Source organism: Burkholderia lata (assembly GCF_000012945.1).
GTDB lineage: Bacteria > Pseudomonadota > Gammaproteobacteria > Burkholderiales > Burkholderiaceae > Burkholderia > Burkholderia lata.
Genome location: NC_007511.1, coordinates 227,416 through 253,577, shown reverse-complemented (window position 1 = coordinate 253,577; position 26,162 = coordinate 227,416). Strand labels below are relative to the sequence as shown.

26 protein-coding genes are annotated in these 26,162 nt (G+C 67.2%); 20 read left to right on the top strand and 6 right to left on the bottom strand.

The genetic code is table 11. The features are described 5' to 3' along the window. Positions 1-135: 135 nt before the first annotated feature. Positions 136-672, top strand: coding sequence for a DUF3455 domain-containing protein (locus BCEP18194_RS23950; RefSeq protein WP_011353851.1), 537 nt, complete (start codon positions 136-138; stop codon positions 670-672). Positions 673-790: 118 nt separating this feature from the next. On the opposite strand, the gene BCEP18194_RS23945 is transcribed toward BCEP18194_RS23950, so the two are convergent. Then, positions 791-1,456 carry an O-methyltransferase gene (locus BCEP18194_RS23945; RefSeq protein ID WP_011353850.1) on the bottom strand — a complete coding sequence of 222 codons (666 nt, stop codon included), beginning with the start codon at positions 1,454-1,456 and terminating at the stop codon, positions 791-793. Positions 1,457-1,504: 48 nt separating this feature from the next. Here BCEP18194_RS23945 and BCEP18194_RS23940 point away from each other — a divergent pair, with 48 nt between their 5' ends. From BCEP18194_RS23940 to BCEP18194_RS23930, 3 genes are all read left to right on the top strand, one after another. Next, on the top strand, positions 1,505-2,182 hold the full coding sequence (locus tag BCEP18194_RS23940; RefSeq protein ID WP_011353849.1) for a TetR family transcriptional regulator: 678 nt from the start codon (positions 1,505-1,507) through the stop codon (positions 2,180-2,182). A 529-nt stretch (positions 2,183-2,711) separates the two neighbouring features. After that, on the top strand, positions 2,712-4,100 hold the full coding sequence (locus tag BCEP18194_RS23935) for an NCS2 family permease (RefSeq protein WP_011353848.1): 1,389 nt from the start codon (positions 2,712-2,714) through the stop codon (positions 4,098-4,100). A 213-nt stretch (positions 4,101-4,313) separates the two neighbouring features. Continuing rightward, positions 4,314-4,907 carry a hypothetical protein gene (locus BCEP18194_RS23930; RefSeq protein ID WP_011353847.1) on the top strand — a complete coding sequence of 198 codons (594 nt, stop codon included), beginning with the start codon at positions 4,314-4,316 and terminating at the stop codon, positions 4,905-4,907. 44 nt (positions 4,908-4,951) lie between these two features. On the opposite strand, the gene BCEP18194_RS23925 is transcribed toward BCEP18194_RS23930, so the two are convergent. Together BCEP18194_RS23925 and BCEP18194_RS23920 are read right to left on the bottom strand one after the other, a co-directional pair. After that, entirely contained in the window at positions 4,952-5,353 is a 402-nt protein-coding gene (locus tag BCEP18194_RS23925; protein WP_011353846.1) for a CopD family protein, read from the bottom strand. Further along, the gene (locus tag BCEP18194_RS23920; protein WP_011353845.1) at positions 5,350-5,658 is read right to left on the bottom strand and encodes a DUF3817 domain-containing protein; all 309 of its coding nucleotides are present in this window, start codon (positions 5,656-5,658) and stop codon (positions 5,350-5,352) included. The genes BCEP18194_RS23925 and BCEP18194_RS23920 overlap by 4 nt, the downstream gene beginning before the upstream one ends. 106 nt (positions 5,659-5,764) lie before the next feature. Here BCEP18194_RS23920 and BCEP18194_RS23915 point away from each other — a divergent pair, with 106 nt between their 5' ends. The 4 genes from BCEP18194_RS23915 (at position 5,765) to BCEP18194_RS23900 (ending at position 10,130) form a co-directional block, all read left to right on the top strand. Then, the gene (locus BCEP18194_RS23915; protein WP_011353844.1) at positions 5,765-6,712 is read left to right on the top strand and encodes a GlxA family transcriptional regulator; all 948 of its coding nucleotides are present in this window, start codon (positions 5,765-5,767) and stop codon (positions 6,710-6,712) included. 148 nt (positions 6,713-6,860) lie between these two features. Then, a complete protein-coding gene (locus BCEP18194_RS23910) occupies positions 6,861-7,781 on the top strand; it encodes a LysR substrate-binding domain-containing protein (protein WP_011353843.1) in 921 nt (306 codons plus the stop codon). Between the two features lie 226 nt (positions 7,782-8,007). Next, positions 8,008-8,790 (top strand): ABC transporter substrate-binding protein, encoded by a 783-nt coding sequence (locus tag BCEP18194_RS23905; protein WP_011353842.1) that lies wholly within the window; start codon positions 8,008-8,010, stop codon positions 8,788-8,790. A gap of 224 nt (positions 8,791-9,014) precedes the next feature. Continuing rightward, positions 9,015-10,130, top strand: a complete 1,116-nt coding sequence (locus BCEP18194_RS23900) for a succinylglutamate desuccinylase/aspartoacylase family protein (protein ID WP_011353841.1) — start codon at positions 9,015-9,017, stop codon at positions 10,128-10,130. Positions 10,131-10,263: 133 nt separating this feature from the next. Here BCEP18194_RS23900 and BCEP18194_RS23895 read toward each other — a convergent pair whose 3' ends face one another. Then, positions 10,264-11,070 (bottom strand): MetQ/NlpA family ABC transporter substrate-binding protein, encoded by an 807-nt coding sequence (locus BCEP18194_RS23895; protein ID WP_011353840.1) that lies wholly within the window; start codon positions 11,068-11,070, stop codon positions 10,264-10,266. Between the two features lie 308 nt (positions 11,071-11,378). On the opposite strand from BCEP18194_RS23895, the gene BCEP18194_RS23890 reads away from it, so the two are divergent. From BCEP18194_RS23890 to BCEP18194_RS23845, 10 genes are all read left to right on the top strand, one after another. Continuing rightward, the gene (locus tag BCEP18194_RS23890; RefSeq protein WP_011353839.1) at positions 11,379-12,530 is read left to right on the top strand and encodes a porin; all 1,152 of its coding nucleotides are present in this window, start codon (positions 11,379-11,381) and stop codon (positions 12,528-12,530) included. A gap of 207 nt (positions 12,531-12,737) precedes the next feature. Beyond that, positions 12,738-12,998 carry a DUF2866 domain-containing protein gene (locus BCEP18194_RS23885; protein ID WP_011353838.1) on the top strand — a complete coding sequence of 87 codons (261 nt, stop codon included), beginning with the start codon at positions 12,738-12,740 and terminating at the stop codon, positions 12,996-12,998. 124 nt (positions 12,999-13,122) lie between these two features. Further along, positions 13,123-13,506 carry a DUF6232 family protein gene (locus BCEP18194_RS23880; RefSeq protein ID WP_041493157.1) on the top strand — a complete coding sequence of 128 codons (384 nt, stop codon included), beginning with the start codon at positions 13,123-13,125 and terminating at the stop codon, positions 13,504-13,506. Between the two features lie 201 nt (positions 13,507-13,707). After that, a complete protein-coding gene (locus BCEP18194_RS23875; RefSeq protein ID WP_011353836.1) occupies positions 13,708-13,935 on the top strand; it encodes a hypothetical protein in 228 nt (75 codons plus the stop codon). Positions 13,936-14,173: 238 nt separating this feature from the next. Further along, complete coding sequence (locus tag BCEP18194_RS23870; RefSeq protein ID WP_011353835.1) at positions 14,174-16,441, top strand: TonB-dependent hemoglobin/transferrin/lactoferrin family receptor; 2,268 nt, start codon at positions 14,174-14,176, stop codon at positions 16,439-16,441. 49 nt (positions 16,442-16,490) lie between these two features. Then, positions 16,491-17,582 carry a hemin-degrading factor gene (locus BCEP18194_RS23865; RefSeq protein ID WP_011353834.1) on the top strand — a complete coding sequence of 364 codons (1,092 nt, stop codon included), beginning with the start codon at positions 16,491-16,493 and terminating at the stop codon, positions 17,580-17,582. Further along, a complete protein-coding gene (locus BCEP18194_RS23860; RefSeq protein ID WP_011353833.1) occupies positions 17,579-18,496 on the top strand; it encodes a heme/hemin ABC transporter substrate-binding protein in 918 nt (305 codons plus the stop codon). The genes BCEP18194_RS23865 and BCEP18194_RS23860 overlap by 4 nt, the downstream gene beginning before the upstream one ends. A 15-nt stretch (positions 18,497-18,511) precedes the next feature. Continuing rightward, on the top strand, positions 18,512-19,600 hold the full coding sequence (locus BCEP18194_RS23855; protein WP_011353832.1) for a FecCD family ABC transporter permease: 1,089 nt from the start codon (positions 18,512-18,514) through the stop codon (positions 19,598-19,600). Positions 19,601-19,619: 19 nt separating this feature from the next. Continuing rightward, positions 19,620-20,441, top strand: coding sequence for a heme ABC transporter ATP-binding protein (locus BCEP18194_RS23850; RefSeq protein WP_011353831.1), 822 nt, complete (start codon positions 19,620-19,622; stop codon positions 20,439-20,441). Positions 20,442-20,560: 119 nt separating this feature from the next. Then, complete coding sequence (locus tag BCEP18194_RS23845; RefSeq protein ID WP_011353830.1) at positions 20,561-20,947, top strand: VOC family protein; 387 nt, start codon at positions 20,561-20,563, stop codon at positions 20,945-20,947. An 88-nt stretch (positions 20,948-21,035) separates the two neighbouring features. On the opposite strand, the gene BCEP18194_RS23840 is transcribed toward BCEP18194_RS23845, so the two are convergent. Together BCEP18194_RS23840 and BCEP18194_RS23835 are read right to left on the bottom strand one after the other, a co-directional pair. Continuing rightward, positions 21,036-21,647: a trimeric intracellular cation channel family protein gene (locus BCEP18194_RS23840; protein ID WP_011353829.1), complete on the bottom strand. Its 612-nt coding sequence runs from the start codon at positions 21,645-21,647 to the stop codon at positions 21,036-21,038. An 8-nt stretch (positions 21,648-21,655) separates the two neighbouring features. After that, entirely contained in the window at positions 21,656-23,779 is a 2,124-nt protein-coding gene (locus BCEP18194_RS23835) for a penicillin-binding protein 1A (RefSeq protein WP_011353828.1), read from the bottom strand. A 238-nt stretch (positions 23,780-24,017) separates the two neighbouring features. Here BCEP18194_RS23835 and BCEP18194_RS23830 point away from each other — a divergent pair, with 238 nt between their 5' ends. Beyond that, positions 24,018-24,812, top strand: a complete 795-nt coding sequence (locus tag BCEP18194_RS23830; RefSeq protein WP_011353827.1) for an aminoglycoside phosphotransferase family protein — start codon at positions 24,018-24,020, stop codon at positions 24,810-24,812. 158 nt (positions 24,813-24,970) lie between these two features. Then, positions 24,971-26,038, top strand: a complete 1,068-nt coding sequence (locus BCEP18194_RS23825) for a zinc ribbon domain-containing protein (RefSeq protein ID WP_041493446.1) — start codon at positions 24,971-24,973, stop codon at positions 26,036-26,038. Positions 26,039-26,162 lie beyond the last annotated feature (124 nt).

Below are 26,162 nucleotides of genomic sequence, written 5' to 3'. Positions count from 1 at the left end.
CATCCCGGGCCGCGCGCAATCGCAACGGCTATCGCCACGATTGCCATTTGCGCATTGCAGCCGGTGCAATTGGCGTCTAGCGTTTACGGGTTCGTCGACGTATACCCGTCACCCGACCTGAAAGGATGCCTCGCCATGCGAAGCCGCTTCCCGAAACGCCCCATGCTGCCGGCCGCCGCGGCCTGCGTTGCACTCGCCTTCTGCGCGTCGTCCGCCCGCGCCGACGACTCCGCCGGCCTCGCGCCGCCCCAGCCGGCCACGCCCGTGCTGTCGACGACTGCGGCCGGCATACAGGTCTACACGTGCGACTACGGTGCCGGACACAAGCTCGCGTGGGTGTTCCAGCACCCGGAAGCGATGCTGTTCGACGCCGGCGGCACGCTCGTCGTCCGGCACGGCACGGGGCCGTCATGGGAGGCGCCCGACGGCAGCCGCATCACCGGCAAGAAGCTCGCGGAAGCGCCAAGTGCACGCCCGGGCAGCATTCCGCAACTCCTGCTCGCTGCAACACCGGCCACAACGGACGCGAAGGCCACGGCTGGCACGCTCGCCGGCGTGCGCTTTGTGCAGCGGCTCGATACCGCGGGCGGCATGCCGCCGGAGGCAGCGTGTTCGACCGAGCACGCGATCGGCCGCTTTCCGTATTTCGCGCGCTACGTGTTCCTGAAGTAACGCACGGCGGCGCCCGAAGCGTCGGGCGCCGCCGCGGCATCGGCTTTCGCACACCAGATTAATCAGTCATCCTGTTCTTCTAGCAAGAATGCTTGCCTCCGTTCAGGTAACGCTGCGCTCAGCCGATCCGCATCGACAATTCGACATCGCCGCCGAACGGCACCGACAGATAGCCGTTCTCCGGCGAGCGCACGCAAGCGAGATAGTCGGGGCTGAAATCGGCATTGTCGGCAACGACGAACGCGCCGGTTCGCAGCCGCGGCTCGACGAGTGCAAGCACCTCGGGATACAGCGCCTTCGCGCCATCGAGCAGCAACAGGTCGACCGAATCCGGTAAATCGGCGGCCAGCGTGCGCAGCGCATCGCCCTCGCGGATCTCGACGAGATCGGCAAGCCCGGCCGCCGCCAGGTTCGCGCGCGCCCGCACGACCTTCGACGGTTCGAATTCGCTCGTGATCAGCCGGCCGCCGCCGTTGTCGCGCAGCGCGGCCGCGAGATGCAGCGTCGAAATGCCGAACGACGTGCCGAATTCGACGATCGACCGCGCGCCGCCGCTGCGCGCGAGCATGTACAGCAGCGTGCCCGTCTCGCGCGACACGGCAAGCGGATAGTCCTTCAGGCGCGCATACAGATCGGTGTAGTCGGTCTTGCTGCGCATCAGCCGCGCTTGCTCGTCGCGCGACAGGCTGGCGAAGTCCGGGCTCGTCGCAGGCGACGAGGCGTCGGCTTCGTCGAACAGGCGTGCCAGCAGCGAAGCCAGCGGGTCGAGCGTCAGGGTGGTCATGCGAATCTCCGGGTTCGGGTTGAGTGCGTCGTGGCACCCGATTAGAATATGACGAACTATTCAGGTTTTACTATTCGCATTGGCCAGCCGCTCATGACCGACCGCCCGAACACCCGGATTGCCACGCGCAAGCAGCCTCAGCAGGCCCGCTCGACCCGGCTCGTCGAGGACGTCCTGCAGGCGGCTGTTCAGGTTTTGGCGAGCGAAGGCGCGCAGCGCTTCACGATGGCGCGGGTCGCCGAACGCGCCGGCGTGAGCGTCGGCTCGCTGTACCAGTACTTCCCGAACAAGGCGGCCGTGCTGTTCCGGCTGCAGCACGACGAGTGGCGGCAGACGGCCGAGATGCTGCGCGGGATGCTGGAGGACGTGAACCAGACGCCGCCCGAGCGGCTGCGCACGGCCGTTCACGCGTTCATCCGTTCGGAATGCGACGAGGCGCGGATGCGCATCGCGCTCGACGACACCGCACCGCTCTATCGCGACGCGCCCGAGGCGCAGGAAGCGAAGGCGGCCGGCAACCGCATCTTCCAGGCGTTCATGCGGGAGGCGCTGCCCGATGCCCCGGCTGCCACGCGCGCGCTCGCGTGCGACCTGATCACCACGACGCTCACCACGGCGGGCAAGGCGTTTTCGGAAAGCGAGCGCTCGCCCGACGAAATCGATGCGTATTCGACCGCGATGGCCGACATGTTCTGCGCATATCTCGACCATCTCGCGCACAATTGAGGCCGGGGCGACGCCAAGAACCGCCCCCATGCAAGGGCGGTATCGTCCGAATGCAGGTTGCGCCCGGCGGCGTATCCCGTCACCCGCCCCTGTTTCCACCGGCCTTCCAGGCCACCATGAAAGATATTTGTAATTTTCGATGCATCCCCCGCTTTCCCCCAGCCCGTCGACCCCGCGTTCAAATAATCGCCTTAACGGATTCGAACTAGGCGTATACACGCGTGTCGTCGCGACGGAGCCCCGTTGCACGCCGATATAAGCGCTGAGACATGCGCTGCATGCTCTTCCCCCAATGGGACGTGATGGGCGGTTCGCCTAACCTTCGCTACGGCAAAGCGCACGTGACGGGGTCGACCCCACAACGCGTCGCACGACGCGACACCCTCGCGATCGTTTCGATTCGCACGTAACGACACGGATCACGCGTCATTCGTCCCCACGACGTTGCCGACAATCCCAACTAGATACGAGACACCCTGACGACGGTTCGCTACGGGCCGTTTCAGCACGCTGATAAAGGAGCAAGCTCATGAGTGATACCCCGGTGCAGCCGACGGTCGGCGTCGGCGCGGAAGAAACTGACTTTGGCACCAAGGGAGTCATCGACCGGTACTTCGGCATTTCGTCGCGCGGCAGCACGCAGCGCCGCGAGATCATTGCCGGCGTCACGACCTTCCTCGCGATGGTCTATTCCGTGTTCGTCGTTCCCGGCATGTTCGGCAAGGCCGGCTTCGACACGAGTGCCGTGTTCGTCGCGGTCTGCCTCACCACCGCGTTCGGTTCGCTGCTGATGGGCCTGTGGGCGAAGCTGCCGATCGCGATCGGCTGCGCGATCTCGCTGACCGCGTTCACCGCGTTCGGCCTCGTGCTCGGCAAGGGGCTGTCCCCGACGGTCGCGCTCGGCGCCGTGTTCCTGATGGGCCTCGTGTTCACCGGTATTTCCGTCACCGGCGTGCGTTCGTGGATCCTGCGCAACCTGCCCGCGGGCGTCGCGCACGGCACCGGGATCGGCATCGGCCTGTTCCTGCTGCTGATCGCATCGAACGACGTCGGCCTCGTGATCAAGAACCCGGGCGCCGGCCTGCCGGTCTCGCTCGGCCAGATCACCGCGTTCCCGGTCATCATGTCGGTCATCGGCCTCGCCGCGATCTTCGGCCTCGAAAAGCGTCGCGTGCCGGGCGGCATCCTGCTCGTCGTGATCGCGATCTCGATCTTCGGCCTGATCTTCGATCCGAGCGTGAAGTACCACGGCATCTTCGCGCTGCCGTCACTGAGCGCACCGGGCCATGCGTCGCTGATCGGTGCGATGGACATCAAGGGCGCGCTGTCGATGGCCGTGCTGCCGAGCGTGCTGGCACTGGTGATGACCGCGGTGTTCGACGCGACCGGCACGATCCGCGCAGTCGCGGGCCAGGCCGGCCAGCTCGACGAGAACGGCCGCATCATCAACGGCGGCCGGGCGCTGACCGCCGATTCGCTCAGCTCGATCTTCTCCGGCTTCCTCGGCGGTGCGCCGGCAGCGGCCTACATCGAGTCGAGCGTCGGCGTGGCCGCCGGCGCGAAGACGGGCCTCGCGGCCGCCGTGGTCGGCCTGCTGTTCCTCGTCGTGATGTTCTTCTCGCCGCTCGCGGGCCTCGTGCCGTCGTACGCCACCGCACCGGCGCTGATGTACGTCGGCCTGCTGATGCTCGGCAGCGTGAGCAAGCTGCACATGGACGACATGGTCGACGCGATGTCGGGCCTCGTGTGCGCCGTGTTCATCGTGCTGACCGCGAACATCGTGACGGGCATCATGCTCGGCTTCTCGACGCTCGTGATCGGCCGCATCGCCAGCGGCGAATTCCGCAAGCTCAACGTCGGCACCGTGCTCATCGCAGCCGTGCTCGTCACGTTCTACCTCGGCGGCTGGGCGATCTGACCGCGAAACGTGCGCGACGTCGCCGGCAGAAGGACGGCGCGCATCGGGACGACATCGTCTCCTCCACCATCATCGTTGATGGTCTCCAGGCCTGGGAACGCAAGTTTCCAGGCTTTTTTTGTTGAGGCGGCGCCGTGCGGCGCGCATCGCGCAAACGGCGCGACGTGAATCCGCCCCCGATGCTACGATCGTGCTTTGCCTTCAGGAGCCCCCATGAACGCGCTCGGCATCGTCTCCGAATCGAGCACCCGGACGTCGGCGCACAAGCCGCCGTTCATCCCGTCGTTCGGCTTCCACGAAGTGCACGAATCGAAGCCGATCGATGCCGCGCCGGCGCGCATCATCGACACGGTCGCCGCGCTCGACATGCGCACGGATCCGATCGTCGACGCACTGCTCAACGTCCGCGAATTCCCGGCAGCCGTTGCCGCGTCGCTGCGCCACGGCACCCCGCGAATCGAACGCGAACGCTTCGGCCTCCATGCGTTCACGCCGCTGCATCGCGACGACACGTCGCTGTCGTTCGGCCTGATCGGCCGCTTCTGGCGTCCGGACCTCGGCGTGCTGAAGATCGCCGACGCGGCGGCGTTCGTGCGGCACGACGACCCGCGCGAAGCGAAGCTGGTGCTCCGCTTCGAAGTCGTCGGGCTCGCGTCGGGCGCGCACATGCTGCGCACCGAAACCTTCGTGCATTGCCCGACCGTCCGCACGCGGCTGCTGTTCATGCCGTACTGGCTCGCGATCCGGATGGCGAGCGGCTGGATTCGGCGCCGCACGCTGACGGCGGTGGAGATGGCGCTGGCGTAGGGACTCGCCACGCCTGCCATTGCGGCACGCGCAAGCGCCCCGCATCAAAACGGCTTGACCACGACCAACCCGACAACGATCGCCGTCGCGGCCACGACCGCACCTGCCGCCTGCCCGAGCCACGGCGCCGGCACGACGACCAGATCGTCGCGTTCCATGCGCCGCAGCGTGCCGGCCAGGATCCCGTGCAGCGCCGACAGCGCGGCGACCACCCCAAGCTTCACCGACAGCCACGCCGCGCCGAACCAGTGGCCGTTCAGCGCCAGCGCGATTCCCGCAATCCAGACGAGCGCGAGCGCGGGTGCCGTCACCGTGCGGTCCCAGCGGCGCACCGCGCGATGCACGGCGAGGTTCGCGATACGCACGCTGACGGACAGCATCAGCAGGCCGCCGACGAACGTGACGACGGCGACGACATGAACGGCCTTGAGCCACAGATAGATCATTGCGCGTGCCTCCTGCGCGCGATCCATCCGGCACTCGTCAGCCCCACAAAAGGCACGACGGCCGCCAGCACGAGCCGCGCGACTTCGGCCCTGCTCCACAGCCCGCTCGACGCGGTGCCGACGACCGCCCACACGTACATCGCGAACGCGATGCCGTGCACCGGGCCCATGATCGATACCGCGACCGGATAGCCGGCCAGGTGCTTGAGCGGCACGGCGACGCATACCAGCACGACAAGCGTGGTCGCCTCCAGCAACGACAGGTATTGCAGGTTCCGCAGCGCATTGCGATCGTCTTGTTGCATCGGCAGCCTCCAGGTTGGTCCGCGACGATTGTCGCGTGTGGTGCCGTTCCGGGCCATTGGCTAAAATGACATCTTTAAACGGATTCTGGCCAAGCCCCCGAACGCCATGCATACGGTCGCCGTTCTCGCCTTGCCCGAGGTCGTCCCGTTCGATCTGGGCATCGCGTGCGACACGTTTGCGCGCGTGCGTTCGCCCAACGTCGCGCAGCCATACCGCGTCCGCGTGTGCAGCGAGCACGCGCGTGTCGCGGGCGACCTGTTCGACCTGCGTCCCCCGTTTCGTCTCGACGCACTCGCCGATGCCGACACGATCGTCGTTCCCGGCACGTCCGTGCCGCTCGCTCCCACGTCGCGCCACGTGATCGCTGCTCTGCTCGCGGCAGCCGCGCGCGGTTGCCGGATCGCGTCGATCTGCAGCGGCGCATTCGTGCTCGCGGAAGCCGGGCTGCTCGACGGCCTGCGCGCGACGACGCACTGGCTCGCGGCCGCCGAACTTGCGCGCCGCTATCCGAGCGTGACGGTCGATCCGAACGTGCTGTTCGTCGACAACGGGCAGATCCTGACGTCGGCCGGCGCGGCAGCCGGTCTCGATCTGTGCCTGCACATGATCCAGGCCGACTACGGCGCGGCAGTCGCCGTCGACGCGGCGCGCTGTGCGGTGGCGCCGCGGGTCCGCGAAGGCGGGCAGGCGCAGTTCATCGCACCGGAATGGCCAGGCGGCACCGACGGCCTGCAAGGCCTGATGGACTGGCTGCAGGCCAACCTGCGCAAGCCGCTCACGCTCGACGCGATGGCCCGCAAGGCGTCGACGAGCGTGCGCACCCTGACGCGACGTTTCCAGGAGCAGACGGGCACGTCGCCGCGGCAATGGCTGCAGACCGCCCGCGTCAGGCATGCGCAGCAGTTGCTGGAGGTCACGGAGCTGTCGATCGAGCATGTCGCGACGGAGGCCGGCTTCGGTTCGGTCACCGCGTTTCGCGAGCGGTTCGCGCGCATCGTCGGCACGTCGCCGCAGCGGTACCGTCAGGCGTTCCGCGCGCGAACCAGCGCATGATGATCACCTCGTCGCTACCCACCGCATCTCGGCTCGCGCTACGTCACCTCGACGACGCAAAGCCCTGCGCACGCAACCGTCAGGATCGCTACCGAATGCCGACCCACCCCATCGCCCGCCCCAGCATCGCGCCAACCGGACCCGATCGATGACCCGCATCCGTAACCCCCTGAACATCGCGCAGCTCCAGGCGTTCGTCTCCGCCGCGCATCACAAGAGCCTGCGCGCCGCCGCGCGCGAACTCGGCGTCACACAGCCGGCGATCACGCATACGATCCGCGAGCTCGAAACGGCGCTCAACGCGGAGCTGCTCGCGCGCAGCGTACGCGGCGTCGAGCTGACCGCGTGCGGCCATGCGCTGCTGCCGCGCGCCGAGCAGTTGCTCGGCGATATCCGCCGCACGGTCGAGGCCGTCGAGCAGGTGAAAGGCGAAATGTCGGGGCGCGTCGCGGTCGGCACGATGCCGTCGATCGCGTTGACGGCGCTGCCGCGCGCCGTGACGGCGTTCCGCCAGTCGATGCCGAACGTGAGCCTGCATCTCGAGGAGGTGACGGTACCCGACGCGCTTGCGCAGTTGCGCAACGGCACGCTCGACATCGCTGCGATGCACCATGTCCCCGCGCTCGACCGCGATTTCACGCAATCGCCGCTGCTGTCGACCGAATTCACCGTGGTGATGCGCGAAGGCCACCCGCTTGCGCAGGCGCGCCGGTTAGAAGAATTGCTCGATGCCGAGTGGATCGTCACCGTCGGCGCCGAGCAGTTTCCGCACAGCGTGATGGTCGGGATGTTCGAGGCGCACGGGCTGCCGCTGCCGAAGCGCCTGCTGCGATCGCCGATGTCGTTCGCGGTCACGCTCGGGCTCGTCGCGCGCTCGGACGTGATCGGCTGCTTCACGCGCCCGCTCGCCGCGATGGTCGCGCCGCTCGGCATCCGCACGGCGGAACTCGACGAAAGCATGCCGCGCTTCGACCTGTCGATCATCGCGCGGCGCGACCTGCTGCCCACGCCGGCCGTCACGCAATTCGTCACGTGCCTGCAGCGCGCGGTCAACGAAACGCTCGGCTGAATCGTTCCTGTGTCTGAAACGGCGGCGCACCCGACGCGCCGCCGCCGGGCCCGGTATCGGGGCTTGTCCTAGGCGCCCTGCCGGTATTTTGTCTTGATAATCTTGCGCACGTCGCGCGCCCGCATCGGGTGGGCGAAACGGACAGCCTGTCGCGAAGCCGCGCCGGGCCGAAGGCTTACGGCGCGGCACAACCGCGCACCCATCGAACAAAACGAGGAGTCACCGAGTGAAAAAGATTCTTGCGGCTGTGACCGTAGCCCTGCTCGCCGTATCGGCAGGCACCGCGTATGCGAAGGACTGGACGACCGTGCGGTTCGGCGTCGACGCAAGCTACCCGCCTTTCGAATCGAAAGGCGCTGACGGCAAGGTGGTCGGGTTCGACGTCGACCTCGGCAACGAAATCTGCCGCCGCATGAACGCGAAGTGCGTGTGGATCGAAAACGACTTCGACGGGATGATTCCGGCACTGAAGGCCCGCAAGTTCGACGGCGTGCTGTCGTCGATGTCGATGACGCCGGCGCGTCAGGAGCAGATCGCCTTCTCGGCGAAGCTGTTCAACACGCCGACGCGCCTCGTGACGAAGAAGGGCGCCGGCCTGATGCCGACGGCCGAATCGCTGAAGGGCAAGTCGGTCGGCGTCGAGCAGGGCACGATCCAGGAAACCTATGCGAAGACGTACTGGGCCTCGAAGGGCGTGAACGTCGTGCCTTACCAGAACCAGGACCAGGTCTACGCCGACCTGATCTCCGGCCGTCTGGACGGCGCGCTGCAGGATGCGGTGCAGGCTGAAATCGGCTTCCTGAAGACGCCGCGCGGCGCGAACTTCGATTTCGCCGGCAAGGATCTCGACGATCCGAAGACGCTCGGCGAAGGCGCCGGCATCGGCCTGCGCAAGGAAGACACCGACCTGAAGGCGAAGATCGACGGCGCGATCGCCGGCATGCGCAAGGACGGCACGTACGCGAAGATCGCGAAGAAGTACTTCGATTTCGACGTCTACGGCAAGTAATCCGCACGCCAGGCGCACGCTTCGCTGCGTCGCAAACGGGCTCCGCAAGGAGCCCGTTTTTTTGCGCGCGCGGTACCGGCGGTGTTATTTTTTCCGCACCAACCTGATGATTCTCAAAGAAAATCGACGTGTTCTGGCGCCGGTTTGATGGCGGCGAGGGGGCAACGTACAATCGATCTTCCACGCACACCGGATCATTCGCGGCTGCGCCGCACTCCCCCATCATGCAAACGCAGACCCATCCGCTGATTTCCCCCGCCGTCGGTACCGAACGCCAGATCACGAGCTTTCACTACGGCCCGCGCGGCGGCAAGAAGGTCTATATCCAGTCGTCGCTGCACGCGGACGAACTGCCCGGCATGCTGGTCGCCACGCTGCTGCGCCGCAAGATCGCCGCGCTCGAGACTGCCGGGAAGCTGCGCGGCGAAGTCGTCATCGTGCCCGTGCCGAACCCGATCGGCCTGTCGCAACACGTGTTCGGCGATCATCTCGGCCGCTTCGAGCTCGGCTCGATGCAGAACTTCAACCGCAATTTCTACGATCTCGCGGCGCTCGTGCTGCCGCGTGTCGAACACCGCCTCACGAACGACGCGCAGCACAACCTCGTCGCCGTGCGCGCCGCGATGCGCGAAGCGCTCGACGAGCAGGCGCCGCGCACCGAGCTCGACTCGCAGCGCCTCGCGCTGCAGAAGCTGTCGTTCGACGCCGATATCGTGCTCGACCTGCACTGCGACAGCGATGCGGTGATGCACCTCTACACGAATCCCGATCTGTGGCCCGACGTCGAGCCGCTGTCGCGCTACCTCGACGCGCAGGCGTCGCTGCTCGCGCTGAACTCGGTCGGCAACCCGTTCGACGAGATCCACAGCTTCTGCTGGTCGGACCTGCGTAACCGTTTCGGCGACCGCTTCCCGATCCCGAACGGCGCGATTTCCGTCACGATCGAGCTGCGCAGCGAGCGCGACGTGTCGTACGAGTTCGCCGAAAAGGACGCGCAGGCGATCGTCGAATACCTGACCGAGCGCGGTGTCGTCGACGGCACGCCGGCGCCGCTGCCGCCGCTCGCGCATCCGGCTACGCCGCTCGCGGGCACCGATCCGCTCGTCGCGCCCGTGTCGGGCGTGATCGTGTTCCGCACGCCGGTCGGCGTGATGATCGAGGTCGGCCAGGCCGTGGCCGACATCGTCGATCCGCTGACCGATCGCGTCGTCACACTGAAGAGCAGCGTGTCGGGCGTGCTGTACGCGCGCCAGATCGTGCGCTTCGCGACGGCCGGCATGGAAGTCGCGCGGATTGCCGGCGCGACCGCGATCCGCACCGGTTCGCTGCTGTCGGCCTGAGCGGGCGGCTTGCGCGCCGGGTCACGGCGCGCATCGCGCTCACCCGCGCGCACCAACGAAATCGCCCGCTTGCGCGGGCGATTTGCTTTCCGGATCGTCGATATCCGGCCATCCGGTACGTACGTGAAAACGTTCAGAACGCCGGCACGATTGCGCCGCCGAACTTCTGGTCGATGAACTTGCGCACGTCGTCCGATTCATAGGCCGCGACGAGCTTCTTCACCCACGCCTTGTCCTTGTCCTGCGCGCGCACGGCGATCAGGTTCGCGTACGGCCCGCGCAGATCCTCGATCGCGATCGCATCCTTCACCGGCGTGAGCCCGGCCTTCACCGCGTAGTCGGTGTTGATCGACGCGGCATCGACGTCGGGCAGCGCGCGCGGCAGCTGCGCGGCGTCGAGTTCGACGATCTTGATCTTCTTCGGGTTCTCGGCGACGTCGAGCGGCGTTGCGTTCACGCCGTTCGTGCCGGCGCCCGCCTTCAGCTTGATCACGCCGTATTTCTGCAGCAGCAGCAGCGCGCGGTTGCCGTTCGACGGATCGTTCTGGATCCCGACCTTCGCGCCTACCGGCAAGTCCTTCAGCGATTTGAGCTTCTTCGAATAGAAGCCCATCGGCGCCGTGTAAGTGAGCCCGACGTTGACGATCTTGTAGCCGCGCTGCTTGATCTGGCTGTCGAGGAACGGCTGGTGCTGGAAGCCGTTCGCGTCCAGATCGCCGGAATCGAGCGCCGCGTTCGGCTGCACGTAGTCGTTGAATTCGATGACCTTGATCGCGAGGCCTTCGCGCGCGGCGACCTTCGTCACCTCGGTCCAGATCTGCGCATCGGGGCCGCTCATCGTGCCGATCTTCAGCGTTTGCGGGTCGGCGTGCGCGCCGGGCGCCGCGAATGCCAGCGCCGCGGCGAGTGCGCCGAGGCCGGTCAGGAATGAACGTCGCATGGTGTCCTCTTGTCCCGTGTTATTGGTTGGAACACGGATCGTGGCATGGGGCCGGAACGCCACCAACCAAGCTTATTTCATGTGCATATTCCCGATCCGGATCGATTCTCAGCCGAATTCGGTATAACCCCCGATAGCGCAACCGGGCAGAATCCAGTGTCGCATCGACGCCACACATTCTTCATATGACAGTCGCTGTCATATTCATTACGTGGCCCCTCGATAAAGTTGCCGCCGGTCCGTGAAAGCGCCCATAGAGAGCGCCGGAACCGCAACTGGACACGCCATTTATTCGCTCGGAGAATCCTTTGAACAAGAAACTGTTGACCATCGCCGTCCTGGCAGCCACGACTGGCGCAGCTCACGCACAAAGCAGCGTGACCCTGTACGGCGTCATCGATGCCGGTATCAGCTACGTGAACCACAGCAAGACCGCTACCGGTAGCGGCAAGATGTTCAAGTACGACGACGGCGTTGCCCAGGGCAGCCGTTGGGGCCTGCGCGGCACCGAAGACCTCGGTGGCGGCCTGAAGGCGATCTTCGTGCTCGAAAACGGCTTCAACAGCGGCAACGGCACGATCGGCCAGGGTGGCGCGATCTTCGGTCGTCAAGCGTACGTCGGCCTGAGCCAGCAACAATACGGTACGGTCACGTTCGGTCGCCAGTACTCGTTCTCGACCGATGTCCTCGGCTCGAACTACTCGACCGGCGGCAACACGGTCGCAGGGAACTACGCGTACCACGTCAACGACATCGACCAGCTGACGTCGAGCCGCATCAACAACGCTGTGAAGTTCCAGAGCGCGAACTACTCGGGCTTCACGTTCGGCGCGTTGTACGGCTTCTCGAACTCGACCGACTTCGCCGGCGCAAACGGCTCGGGCGCGTCGAACACCGGCGGCTCGTCGCGCGCTTACAGCTTCGGCCTGAACTACGCGAACGGCCCGTTCTCGCTGGGCGCCGCGTACACGGACATCCGCTTCCCGAGCCAGTCGACGCCGGCATTCTCGACGTCGATCGCGAACCTCGCGCTGACCAACATCCGCGACCTGCGCACGTACGGCGTCGGCGGCCGCTACGTCTTCGGCCCGGCAACGGCATGGGCCCTGTGGACGCGCACGCAGTTCACCCCGATCGCTGCAGGCGCATCGGGCACGTTCTACAACGCATACGAAGCAGGCCTGAAGTACGCGATCACGCCGGCCCTGTCGGCAGCAGCAGGCTACACGTACACGAACGCCACGCAGAGCGGCAGCTCGGCACACTGGAACCAGGGCAACCTGGCACTCGACTACGCACTCAGCAAGCGTACGGACGTGTACGGCCTGGTGGTCTACCAGAAGGCGTCGGGCAACAACGTGCAGGCGCAGATCGGCTCGAGCACGAGCTACTTCAACACGTCGGGCACGGGCGCATCGAACCAGCTCGCCGCTCGCGTCGGTATCCGTCACAAGTTCTAAAGCATCCGCTTAACTCGCGGATCACGACGGCAAGAAGCGCCCCGCTCCACGCGGGGCGCTTTTTTATGTGCTTTTAAGTTTCGCTTAATTCTGGGCTGAGAGGATGCTCTCACCCCCCCTGTTGGCCGCCTGAGCATCGGCGGCTTTTTTTTTGAACCGCCGACGGCGCCGCCATCGATTGCCCACAAGACAGGATCGGAGGCCATGATGATCGAAGATACCGTTTTCAGCCATCTGCACGCGATTCTGACGTGCCAACACTCGATGCCGGTCCAGAGCTGCCGCGTATCGGTCGAAATGCAGCGCCCGTGGGGCCGGCCATATCGTCTCGTCGAATGGACGATGCATCTCGACGCGCCCGCACGGCGCCAGATCGTACCGGCCGAATCGACCGACGAAGAGATCGCCGAAGTGGTCGCCTCACACGTGCCGGGCCGGCTTTACGGCGACGGTCGCCTGCAGTTCTGAACGCCTTTTTGTTCCCCCCGCTTCCCGTCTTTCAGCCGCGCCGCACGCATCGTGCGGCAGTCGGTCTCGTTTGATGCCGCAACGAAACCTGCTACGCTGCGCGTTTTCGTCCACGCAACACACGATGGAAAACGCATTCAACGAACGTGGCGTGATGATCACGCGCAACGGCCTGTCGGCCGCCGGTCAGGTATTCGCACTCCGTGATATCCGCCAGGTCGATGTCGTCAAGATTCCGAAGAACCGCCTCGTGCCGTCGCTGATCTCGTTGATCGGCGCGGCCGCCGCCGTCGCGGGCGGCATCGCCGGATCGAGCGCCGTGCTCGTCGTCGGCGTGATGCTCGCCGTCGTCGGCTATCTCGCATGGGCCACGCAGGACGTCACGTATCGCCTGATGGTCGACATGCCCGACGGCAAGCGCGAAGCGCTGTCGAGCGTCGACGTCGAGTTCGTCGAACGCGTCGCGCAGGTCGTGCGCGAGGCACAGGCCGCGAAGTCGGCCGGCTGATTCCCCGTTCGCATCCCTGCGCGCTTCGATTCGCGGTACCCGGCCGCGCGCGGCACGTTTCGCGTCGCGCCATGGCGCCGTCGATTGCCCCGTCGAAACGCATTCCGCCCACCGCCTGGCCAACACCGCGCCTGCGCTGCGTACGCCGACCGCCTAGTATGGAAAGAGCGGCTCGCCGCCGCATCGTCCGAGGAGGCCAGCATGAACGTCCAGACGCTGTCCGGCACGCTTCGCGCGCAGGAACTGCTGATCGTGTCGATGATCCGCGCGCTTCCCCCTGACGCACGCCGAGCGCTCGTCGACCTCTACACCGAACAGATCGCGTTCGCCGAGCAAGCCGGCCTCGAAGGCCACAGCGATCGCGCGACGCACGACGCGTTCATCACGCATGCGCGCAACCTGCTGATCCGCATCGAAGCGCTGGCCTGACCAAACCGACGCTTCTCCCGAATTTCCCGCCGCGGCTCGCCCGAGCCGCGCAGGTAAGCGCTCACCCACGCGGTCCGCTTCCCGTTCTTGTATTGATAATAATTCTCATTTACACTGGTAAAGTTATCAGTTGCCTTTCAATTCGCCGCTCGCCGCCTTCCGCGCGCGGGCGGGCCAGCCAGGTGAACGCGTCACCCAGCCAGCCTTCGGGCTTGTCATCATCAATGGGAGACCACCTGTGCATTGCTATACGCTGGCGCGGCGGCCGATCTGTGCCGCGCTGTTCGGCGCGTTCGGCCTGTCCGCCGCCACGGCTCACGCCGATTCGACGCCGCAAGGCGCCACCTCGCCTTCCACCATTCTCGTCGCCGCGTCCACCCGCGGCGATGCGGCGCTGCTCGACCCCGTCACCGTCACGGCCAACCGCACCGCCACGGCCACGAGCCGCACGGCTGCGTCCGTCTCGGTGATCACCGACGAGGATCTGGAAGAACAGCAGGCCACCAACATCAAGGACGCGCTGCGCTACGAGCCGGGCGTCACCGTGCGCCGCACCGCGTACCGGCCAGGCAGCGCTGCGCTCGGCGGCGGCCGCGACGGCGATTCGAGCATCAACATCCGCGGCCTCGAAGGCAATCGCGTGCTGCTGATGGAAGACGGCATCCGCCTGCCGAACGCGTTTTCGTTCGGCCCGCTCGAAGCGGGGCGCGGCGACTACGCCGATCTCGACACGCTCAAGCGCATCGAGATCCTGCGCGGGCCGGCCTCGGCGCTCTACGGCAGCGACGGCCTGACCGGCGCGGTGAACTTCATCACGAAGGACCCGCGCGACCTGCTGTCGATCTACAACAAGCCCTACTACTTCTCGTTCCGGCCGAGCTACGACTCGGCCGACCGCAGCGTCGGCGCGACCGTGTCGGCCGCGGGCGGCAACGATCGCGTACAGGGGATGATCATCGCCGACGGCCGGCGCGGCCACGAGGTCGACACGCGCGGCAGCAACAACTCGGCGAGCACGCTGCGCACCACGTCGAACCCGCAGGACGTCTATTCGGAATCGCTGCTCGGCAAGCTCGTGCTGACGCCGACCACGCGCGACACGATCAAGTTCACCGCCGAAACGGTGCAGCGCCGCGTGAGCACCGACGTGCTGTCGGCGATCAGCCCGCCGACCACGCTCGGCCTCACGACCTACGACCGGCTCGAGCGCAACCGCTTCAGCGTCGACTACGACTTCCGCGACGATGCGTTCCGCTGGTTCCAGACCGCGCACGTGCAGTTCTACTACCAGGAAGCCAAGCAGGACCAGTACGCGTTCGAGACGCGCGGCCGGGCGGCTTCGCGTTCGCGCGACAACCAGTACAAGGAGCGCACGTTCGGCGGCTCCGCGTTCGCGGAAAGCGGCTTCACGACCGGCCCGTTCGCGCACAAGCTGCTGTATGGCGTCGACGGCAGCGTGTCGCGCGTGACGAACATGCGCGACGGCACGGTGCCGGGCGTCGGCGAAGCGTTCCCGAACAAGGCGTTCCCCGACACCGACTACACGCTGTTCGGCGCGTTCGTGCAGGACCAGATCGGCTACGGCCGCCTGCTCGTCACGCCGGGCCTGCGCTTCGACACGTACCGGCTGAGCCCGACCGAGAACGATCCGCTGTTCACCGGCAAGGCCGTGTCGACGAGCGCAAACGAACTGTCGCCGCGCGTCGCCGTGCTCTACGAGATCACGCCCGCGGTCATCCCGTACGTGCAGTACGCGCACGGCTTCCGCGCGCCGACGCCCGACCAGGTGAACAGCAGCTTCTCGAACCCGGTGTACGGCTATACGTCGATCGGCAATCCGAACCTGAAGCCCGAGACGAGCGATACGTTCGAAGCGGGGCTGCGCGGCAAGGCCGGCACCGGCTACGGCGTGGTGCGCTACAGCGCCGCTGCGTTCACGGGCCGCTACCGCAACTTCATCTCGCGCACGACGATCGCCGGCAGCGGCCGGCCGACCGACCCGTTCGTGTTCCAGTACGTGAACTTTGCCGACGCGCGCATTCACGGCCTCGAAGGCCGCGCCGAATGGGTGATGCCGAACGGCATCACGCTGAAGACGGCGATGGCATTCACGAAAGGCTCGACGCAGAACGACGGCACGGCCAGCCAGCCGCTCAACACCGTCAACCCGTTCTCGGCCGTGTTCGGCGTGCGCTACGAGCCGACCGAGCGCTGGTACGTGCAGACCGACCTGCTGTTCCAGGCCGCGAAACGCGACAAGGACATCGACAAGTCCGACTGCTCGAACAAGGCGTGCTTCTCGCCGCCGTCGTCGTTCGTCGTCGACCTGCGCGGCGGCTACCGCTTCAACAAGCACGTCAGCGCGACGATCGGCATCCGCAACCTGTTCGACCGCAAATACTGGAACTGGTCGGACGTGCGCGGCATCGCGGCCGATTCGCAGGTGCTCGATGCGTATACGTCGTCCGGACGCACGGTCGCCGTCAGCATGAAAGTGGATTTCTGATGCGCGCCGCCCGCGCTGCCACCCCAACCGTTACTTGAAGGAGTCCGACATGATGCAATCCGCCCTTCCCGGTCAACCGGCCACGCCGGCCCGCGCGGCCGCCGCGCTGCGCGACGCGTTCATCAAGCTCAAGACCGAGCGCCAGCTGCGCAACCGCGACGTGGCTCAAGCGCTCGGCGTCAGCGAAGGCGAGGCGCTCGCCGCGTTCGTCGGCGAGCACGTCGTGCGGCTCGATGCGCGCTTTCCGGCGATGTTCGAGGAAATGCCGCGCCTCGGCCGCGTGATGGCGCTCACGCGCAACGACACGGCCGTCCACGAAAAGGATGGCGAATATGCGCAGATGAGCCACGACGGCCCCGTCGGCCTCGCGCTCGGCGATATCGACCTGCGCATCTTCTATCGTCACTGGGTGTCGGCGTTCGCCGTGCGCGACGAAACCGCCCACGGTCCGCTAAAGAGCCTGCAGTTCTTCGACGCGCAGGGTCATGCGATTCACAAGGTGTACCTGCGCGCGCACAGCGACCACGCCGCGTACGACGCGTTCGTCGAGCGCTGGCGTGCGCCGTCGCAGGAGCCGGGCCTCGAGGTCGCGCCCGCCGCGCCGAAAACGCCCGAGCGCGCCGACACCGAGATCGACGTCGCGGGCTTCCGCGCCGCATGGGACGCGATGACCGACACGCACCAGTTCTTCGGCATCACGCAGCGTTTCGGCGTGAGCCGCATGCAGGCGCTGCGCCTCGCCGATCCGCAATACGCGTATCCGGTCGAAACCGCGCATGCGCTGCGTCACGTGCTCGAACAGGCCGCAACAAGCGGCCAGCCGATCATGGTGTTCGTCGGCAATGCCGGGATGATCCAGATCCACACGGGCCCCGTCGCGAACGTGCGCGAGGTCGGTGCATGGATCAACGTGCTCGACCCGGGCTTCAACCTGCACGTGCGCGAGGACCTGATCGCCGCCGCGTGGGTCGTGAAGAAGCCGACGAGCGACGGCATCGTTACGTCGCTTGAACTCTTCGACCGGCAGGGCGACCACGTCGCACTGCTGTTCGGCGAGCGCAAGCCCGGCAAGGTCGAGCGCGACGACTGGCGCGCGCTGGTCGCGACGCTGCCGGCCGCGGCACGCGGAGGCGCGCGGTGAGCGCGCGACCGTTCGATCCGCGCCGCCGCGCGGTGCTGGCGAGCGCGGCGGCCGGCGCACTCGCGGGTGCGCTGCCCGGCAGCGTGCTCGCCCAGGTTGCACCGGCCGCGCCGAAACGCGTGGTCGTGATCGGCGGCGCACTCGCGGAAACCGCGTTCGCGCTCGGCGGCGCAGAGACGCCGCGCTACCGGCTCGTCGGGGCCGACACGACCTGCACGTACCCTGACGCCGCCAAGCGGCTGCCGAAGGTCGGCTACCAGCGTGCGCTGTCGGCTGAAGGGCTGCTGTCGCTGCGGCCCGATCTCGTGCTCGCGTCGGCGGAAGCCGGCCCGCCCACCGCGATCGCTCAGGTGAAAAACGCCGGCGTCGCAGTCACGACATTCGACGAGCGCCACGACGTCGAATCGGTGCGCGCGAAGATCACGGGCGTCGCGCAGGCACTCGACGTGCGTGACGCGGGCACCGCGCTACTGCAACGTTTCGATCGCGACTGGCAGGATGCGCGCGACGCGGTCGCCGCCCGCGCGCCCGGCGGCGCGCAGCCGCCGCGCGTGCTGTTCGTGCTGAACCACACCGGCAACCAGGCGCTCGTCGCCGGCCAGCGCACGGCCGCCGACGCGATGATCCGCTACGCGGGCGCCCGCAATGCGATGCAGGGCTTCGATCACTACAAGCCGCTGACGACCGAGGCGCTGGCAGCCGCCGCGCCCGACGTCGTGCTGATCTCCGACGAAGGGCTCGCGGCCGTCGGCGGTCGCGCCGCGCTGCTCGCGACGCCCGGCTTCGGCGCAACGCCGGCCGGCCGCGCGCAGCGCGTGGTGGCGCTCGACGCGCTGTTCCTGCTCGGCTTCGGCCCGCGCCTGCCGCTCGCCGTTACGACCCTGCACCGACGCCTGTCGGATGCGCTCGCCTGATTCCGGACTGCCCCGATGCCCGCTCACGCCTCGCCTTTCCCCGCCTCGTCGCCCGCGTCGCGCTCCGGCGCCGCGCGCATCGGCACGTCGCGTCGCTTCGCACCGTTCGCACTGGCCGCGCTCGCCTGCCTCGTGTGCGCGATGTCCGTCGTCGCGCTGTGCGTTGGCGCCTATCGCATTCCGCTCGCGGAAGCCTGGGCCGCGCTGACCGGCGCTGCGGCCGCACAGCAGGCGCGCGCGGTGCTGTTCGACATCCGCGCGCCGCGCGTCGCGCTCGCGCTGCTGGTCGGCGGCGGTTTCGGCGCGACCGGCGCCGCGATGCAGGCGTTGTTCCGCAACCCGCTCGCCGATCCGGGGCTCGTCGGCGTATCGAGCGGCGCTGCGCTCGGCGCGACGACGATGATCGTGCTCGGCCCCGCGCTCTTTGCCGCGCACGTGAGCGCGGCCGCGTTGCCGATCGCCGCGTTCGCGGGCGCGCTCGCGGTTGCGGCGCTCGTCTACCGGCTCGCCGCGTCGCGCGGCCGGCTCGCGCTGCCGCTGCTGCTGCTCGCCGGCATCGCGATCAACGCGCTGGTCGGCGCGGCGATCGGTCTCCTCACCTTCGTCGCCGACGACGCGCAATTGCGCTCGCTGACCTTCTGGAGCCTAGGCAGTCTCGGCGGCGCGCAATGGTCCGCGCTGGCGGCCGTCGCGCCGTGCGTCGCGATCGGCTGCGTGCTGCTCGCGCGCGAACGCGACGCACTGAATGCGTTGCAGCTCGGCGAAACCGAGGCGCTGCACCTCGGCGTGCCCGTGCAGCGGCTGAAGCGGCGCGTGCTCGTCGCGGTCGCGCTTGCAGTCGGCGCGCTGGTGTCGTGCGCGGGCATCATCGGCTTCATCGGGCTCGTCGCGCCGCATTGCGTGCGCCTCGCGTGCGGCCCCGACCAGCGCGTCGTGCTGCCCGGCGCCGCGCTGCTCGGCGCCCTGCTGACGCTCGCCGCCGATCTCGCCGCGCGCACGGTTGCCGCGCCCGCGGAAATTCCGCTCGGCGTGCTGACCGCGCTGCTCGGCGCACCGTTCTTTCTCGCGCTGCTGTGGAAAAGCCGCGGCGCGCTCGGCGGCTAACCCTTCCCTCCCGACGACCATGCTGACCGCCCATCACCTCGACGTCGCCCGTCGACACCATGCGATCCTGCGCAACCTGTCGCTGTCGATCGAACCCGGTCGCGTGACTGCGCTGCTCGGCCGCAACGGCGCGGGCAAGAGCACGCTGCTGAAGACCTTCGCCGGCGAACTCACCGGCGGCGTCGCGCCGAACGGCGTGCGCGTGACCGGCGACATCACGCTGAACGGCGAACCGCTCGCGCGTATCGACGCGCCGCGACTTGCGTGCCTGCGCGCCGTGCTGCCGCAAGCCGCGCAGCCGGCGTTCCCGTTCAGCGTCGACGAAATCGTGCTGCTCGGCCGTTATCCGCATGCACGGCGCAGCGGCGCGACGTCGCACCGCGACCGCGACATCGCGTGGTGCGCGCTCGAACGCGCGGGCGCCGATGCGCTCGTCGGCCGCGACGTCACGACGCTGTCAGGCGGCGAACTTGCGCGTGTGCAATTCGCCCGTGTACTCGCGCAGCTGTGGCCGGATGACGAAGCGATTGAAAGCGGCCCGCGCTACCTGCTGCTCGACGAGCCGACCGCCGCGCTCGATCTCTCGCATCAGCACCGCCTGCTCGAAACCGTCCGTGCCGTTGCACGCGAATGGCAGCTCGGCGTGCTTGCGATCGTGCACGATCCGAATCTCGCCGCGCGGCACGCCGATACGATCGCGATGCTCGCCGACGGCACGATCGTCGCGCACGGCTCGCCGCGCGACGTGATGACGCCGGCTCATATCGCGCAGTGCTACGGGTTCGCGGTGAAGATGGTGGAAACCGGCGACGGTGCGCCGCCGGTGATGGTGCCCGCGTAGCGCGGGCGCGTGTCGCTTGTCGCGTGAGCATTGCGCCGCGCGATGTCATGCATGATCGATAGCAACGACTTTCACAACGCATCATTCGCGCTTCGCGCATCCCCTTCAAGGAGACCCACGTGCCGCTTCCGATGACCCGCATCATCCTGTACGTCCAGGACGTCGCATCGCTCAAGTCGTTCTACCAACAGTATTTCGACCTGCCCGTCATCGAGGAAATCGAAAACGAGTGGGTCGTGCTTGGCGCAGGCGCCATCGAGCTCGCGCTGCATCTCGCCGGCCCAGCGTTCCGCCACGCAGCACCTGCTGATGCGGAAGCGCGCGCGGAAACCAGCCACGTGAAATTCGTGTTCTCGATTGGCCAGGATATCGGCGCGCATCGCGGCCGGCTGGCCGGCGACGGCGTGACAGTGCGCGATCTCAAGCGCTATGACGGGTTCGCGTACACGATGTACGACGGCATCGATCCCGAAGGCAACGTCTTCCAGGTGATGCAGGCCGACTGACGTTCCGTCCGGCCCGGGCGCTCACCCGAACGCCCGGGCCGGCACCGCTCGCGCCCTCACCTGTCGCGCGGGCGTCATGCCTTCCCGCTCAATGCTCGAGATCCGCCGCACCAAACGTCCGCATCTTCCACCCGAGCCGCACGGCAAGCATCCGCATCGAGAACCCGGCCGCCAGCGCGACGACCGTCGCGAAGCCCGCATCGATGCCAACGTACTGCATCCCGACATAGAGCCCGCCCGTGACGAACGCGACGCTCGCATACAGTTCCTCGCGCAGGATCAGCGGCATCTCGTTGCACAGCAGGTCGCGCAGCATCCCGCCGCAGACACCGGTGATCGCGCCAGCCAGCACGACGATGATCGGCACCGCGCCCGTCGATGCGCCGATGTCGCAACCGATGATCGTGAACGCCGCGAGGCCGATCGCGTCGACGGTGACGAACAACGTCTTCATCCGCGCGACATGCCGTGCGACCCACGACGCGACGGTCGCCGCGACGAGCGTGATCACCAGGTACTCCGGATGCGCGATCCAGCCGAGCGGATAGTGGCCGAGCAGCACGTCGCGCACGGTGCCGCCGCCGAGCGCCGTCACCGCACCGACGAGCGCGAGCCCGAAGCGGTCCATCCCGCGGCGCATGCCCATCAGCGCCCCCGACATCGCTTCCGCGACGATTGCAATCAGATAAAGCGTATGCATGGCGTACGTCAGTCTTCCGTCCGGAACAGGTCGAGCACGCGTTCGCGCTCGGCCGCATCGACCGCGCCAGGCATCGGCTCGGCGGGCTTGCCGTTGTTGCCCGGCGCGTCCGACGCACCGGAAACCGCCGCGGCCCCGCCGCACGCGAAGCGGCTGCGGATGTACGACGGCACGTCGGCCGTGCACGTGCCGCGCGTGTATTCGGCGTACACGAAGTCGCCGTCGACGAGTGCGACGTCCTGCGGCGGCGTCGCCTCGACCGGCGTACGCCCGTCGACGGCCGTCTTCATGTAGTCGAGCCAGACCGGCAGCGCCAGCGACGCGCCGGTCGCACGTCCCATCGGGCGCGGCGTGTCGTAGCCGAGCCACGCGACCGCGACGATGCCCGACGAGTAGCCGGCGAACCAGACGTCCTTCGACCCGTTCGACGTGCCCGTCTTGCCGGCCGCGTCGTCGCGGCGCAGCGCGAGCGCGCCGCGCGCGGTGCCGGACTTCACGACGTCGCGCAGCATGCTGTCCATCACGAACGCGTTGCGCGCCGACACGACGCGCTCGCCTGCCGGCGCCGTCGCTTCGTATATCGCGCCGCCGTGACGCTGCTTCACCGACAGGATCAGGCGCGGCTCCATCCGCGTGCCGCCGTTCGCGAACACGCTGTACGCGCTCGCCAGTTCGAGCGGCGTCACGGCGCCCGCGCCGAGCGCGAGCGGCAGCGACGCCGGATTGCGCTGCGCATCGAAACCGAAGTGCACCGCGTGCTGCTGCACGTAGCGCGCGTCGGTGGCCTGCATCAGGCTGACCGCGACGAGGTTCTTCGAGCGCATGAGCCCGCGCCGCACCGGGATGAAGCCCTCGTAGTTGTTGGCGAAATTGCGCGGGCGCCACGGCCGCGCGCCGGTTTCCTCATGCGTGAGCGTGCGCTGCGTGTCGTCGACGAGCACGCCCGGGAAGTAGCCCTTCTCCAGCGCTGCCGAATAGACGAACGGCTTGAAGCTCGAGCCCGGCTGGCGATACGCCTGCAGCGCATGGTCGAACACGTTGCGGTTGAAATCCGCGCCGCCGACGAGCGCGAGCATGTCGCCGGTCGCCGCGTCGAGCGATATCAGTGCGCCTTCAAGCCCGTTGCGCGCATCGCGCTTCGCGCGCGGCTGACGGCTCAGCGTGCGTGCAAGCGACGATTCGGCCGCGCGTTGGTCGCGCATCGAGATCGTCGTCGTCACATCGAGACCCAGCGTGTATGCGTCGTCGTGAAAACGCTCCACCATCATCCGGCGTGCGCGCTCGGCAACGTACGGCGCCGCGATGATCCCGGGCGGCGGCGTGGTCGCCAGCGCGATCGGCGCGTCGACGGCCGCGCGGTACGTCGCGTCGTCAAGCTGGCCGAGCGCATGCATGCGGCCGAGCACGTAGTTGCGTCGCGCGGTCGCGCGTGCCGGATTGACGACCGGGTTGAACGCGGACGGCGCCTTCGGCAGCCCCGCGAGCACGGCCGCTTCGCCCGCGCTCAGCGCGTCGAGCGGCTTGCCGAAATACACGTTCGCGGCCGCCGCGAAGCCGTACGCGCGCTCGCCCAGATAGATCTCGTTCATGTACAGCTCGAGCAGCTTGTCCTTGCTGTATTCGCGTTCGAGCTTGGTCGCCATCAGGATCTCGGCAAGCTTGCGGCTCAGCACCTTGTCGCGCGTCAGGTAGAAGTTGCGCGCGACCTGCATCGTGATCGTGCTGCCGCCCTGCCCCGGCTGCCCCGTCACGACGTTCGCGAACGTCGCGCGCGCAAGGCCGTTGAAGTCGACTGCGCCGTGCTGGTAGAACTTCGCGTCCTCGGCCGCGAGCAGCGCCTGCCGCATCAGCGGCGGGATGCGTTCGAGCGGCACGAACTCGCGCCGCTCGACGCCGTATTCGGCCAGCAGGTCGCCGTCGCGCGAGAAGATCCGCAGCGGCAGCGCCGGACGATACACGGCGAGGTGCTCGACGGACGGCAACTGCGTCCAGATGCGCTGGATCGTCCATGCGCCGATACCCGCGCATGCGACCGTCAGGCCGAGCAGCGCGCCTGCGAGCGTGCGCCACACGCGGCGGCGGCGTGGCGGCGGCGCGGGTGGGGGTGGCGGGGATGCGGTGTGGTCGGTCATGTCGGGCTCCTTCTTCGATGCTGCGACGGCCGGTGCGCGAGAGGCACCGACTGGTCACGAAAGGCGCGCATTGTCGAAGGGATGGCGCGAAACCGGAACATTCTTTAGCCAAAGTTTGGCTGGCTAAATTTTATTTAGGAAAGTGCGCCGGGGCCGTTCAGGTCGTATCTGCGACCGCGTGTCGCATCATCGGGCGAACCGCTCTGCAAGCAATCCGGTTCGGCTGTAGCATCGCGTGATGTTCGATCGATACCTCGGCCTGTGGGGCCTCGTTCCCGATGGCGGCCCGATCCTGACCGCGAGCGGTGGTCTGCTGCCGGTCGTCTGGCAAGCGCGGCCGGCAATGCTGAAGGTCGCCACGTGTGACGAAGAGCGTCGCGGCAATGCGCTGATGACCTGGTGGAACGGGCAAGGCGCCGCTCAGGTGTGGCAGCACGACAGCGATGCAGTCCTGCTCGAACGCGCGCGGCCGGAACCGACGCTGGCCGGCTTTTCGGCATCGGGGCATGACGACGATGCGATGCGCATCGCGTGTAATGTCGTCGCGCGGCTGCATGCGCATCGTGCTTCGGAGCCGCCTTCGGTCGTGCCGCTGCACGACTGGTTCTACGCACTGCTGTCGAACGACGCCGACAACGCCGCGCTGCGCCGATCGGCCGCGATCGCTCGCCAATTGCTGGTCGCACCGCCCGTCGACGACTTCGTCCTGCACGGCGACATCCATCACGGCAACATCCTTCATTTCGGCGAACGCGGCTGGCGTGCGATCGATCCGAAAGGGCTGCGCGGCGATCGCGCGTTCGACTACGCGAACCTGTTCTGCAATCCCTCGCACGATATTGCGGTTGATCCCGTGCGCTTCGAGCAGCGTGTCACACTCGTGGCCAGCGCCGCGCAGCTCGACCGGCGCCGGCTGCTGCAGTGGATACTCGCATGGTCGGGCTTGTCGGCGGTGTGGCTGATCGAGGACGGGCTGTCACCCGATACGCGGCTGCAGGTCGCGATGCTCGCGGCGGCTGCACTCGGCGTGTAGCAAGATGCATCGCCCGTGAAAACAGGTTCATCATGAATTTCCGGGGGACGCGGGGATGACCGACGGCGCTCGGCCAGAAGGGGATGTTCGACAAGGGTACGGGATTCGTCGACAATCAAGTCCGCTTGTATAACCATTCCAACAAAGGCAAAACAATGATGACTTCCAGCGACGGCCTGACCAGTCCCGCACGTCTCCTGCGGCTCGCCTCGTGGGTGATTGCGATCATCTTCGCCGTCTTTCTGAACATGCTCGGCAGCCTCGTAATCCGCGACATGGCCTTCGCTCCGAGGGGCGGGCCGCCCGTCGTCGAGCAATTCGCGGATGCTCCAGCGAAGGCGCGGCTGGATGCAGCGCGTCGCGATCTGCAGGCGCAGCACGACACGCTTGCCGGGAAGGCCGACGCAATGGAGGTGGCACGCGGACGTGCCGCGAAGGAGTACGCGGCCGAGAAAGAAAGTTTCCGCAACTGGCTGGCAACCCGCTCGGTGACGGGAGACAGTGCGAGGGACCCGGACATTCTGGCGAGAACTCGCAAGCTGGATACGCTTCAGGCAGTGGTCATCAACTGGCAGCATCAGATCGATGCGATCGGTGACCAGCAACGGGCACTGGCATCGCAGCAGACTCAAGTGGACACGCAAATCGCCGACGCGGACGCGGCAGCCGAACGGCGCTTCGAAAAGGCGGACCGGCAATACGAGTTGCAGGTGTTCGGACTGCGCCTTGCGCTCACGTTACCGATTCTGCTGATTGCGATCTGGCTGTTCATGCGCTATCGCAAGATGCGCTACTGGCCTTTCGTGTATGGCTTTGGCCTGTTTTCACTGAGTGCATTTTTCATCGAACTGGTCCCGTACCTGCCGAATTTCGGCGGCTATGTACGGGTCCTGGTCGGCATTGCGCTCACGGTGTTCGCCGGCCTTTACATGATGAAGGCCTTTCAACGCTATGCCGAACGCAAGCGGCTCGAATTGCAGCAGGATCAGGGAGAACGTGCGCGCACGATCGGATACGAAAAAGCCGTTCGCTCACTCGAAAAAAAGCGCTGCCCGTCATGCGACAAACAGTGGAATCTCGGCGGCGACGACTCCACGTTCTGCGTGCATTGCGGATTGAGGCTCTTCAACGTATGCGGATGCGGTGGCCGGAATTTCTTCTTCTTCCCGCATTGCCATCAATGCGGTGCTACGCAGGGCAACGAGTCGCCAGCGGCATCCGACTGACGGTCAGTGTGTTTGCAGCACGCACTGGCTGGGATTCCGGCTTTTACCTCTGGTGGGTCGTCAAGCGACACCCCTGGAAACCGCGAAGAACCTGAAAAAAAGCCCGCCGGCATCCGCCGGCGGG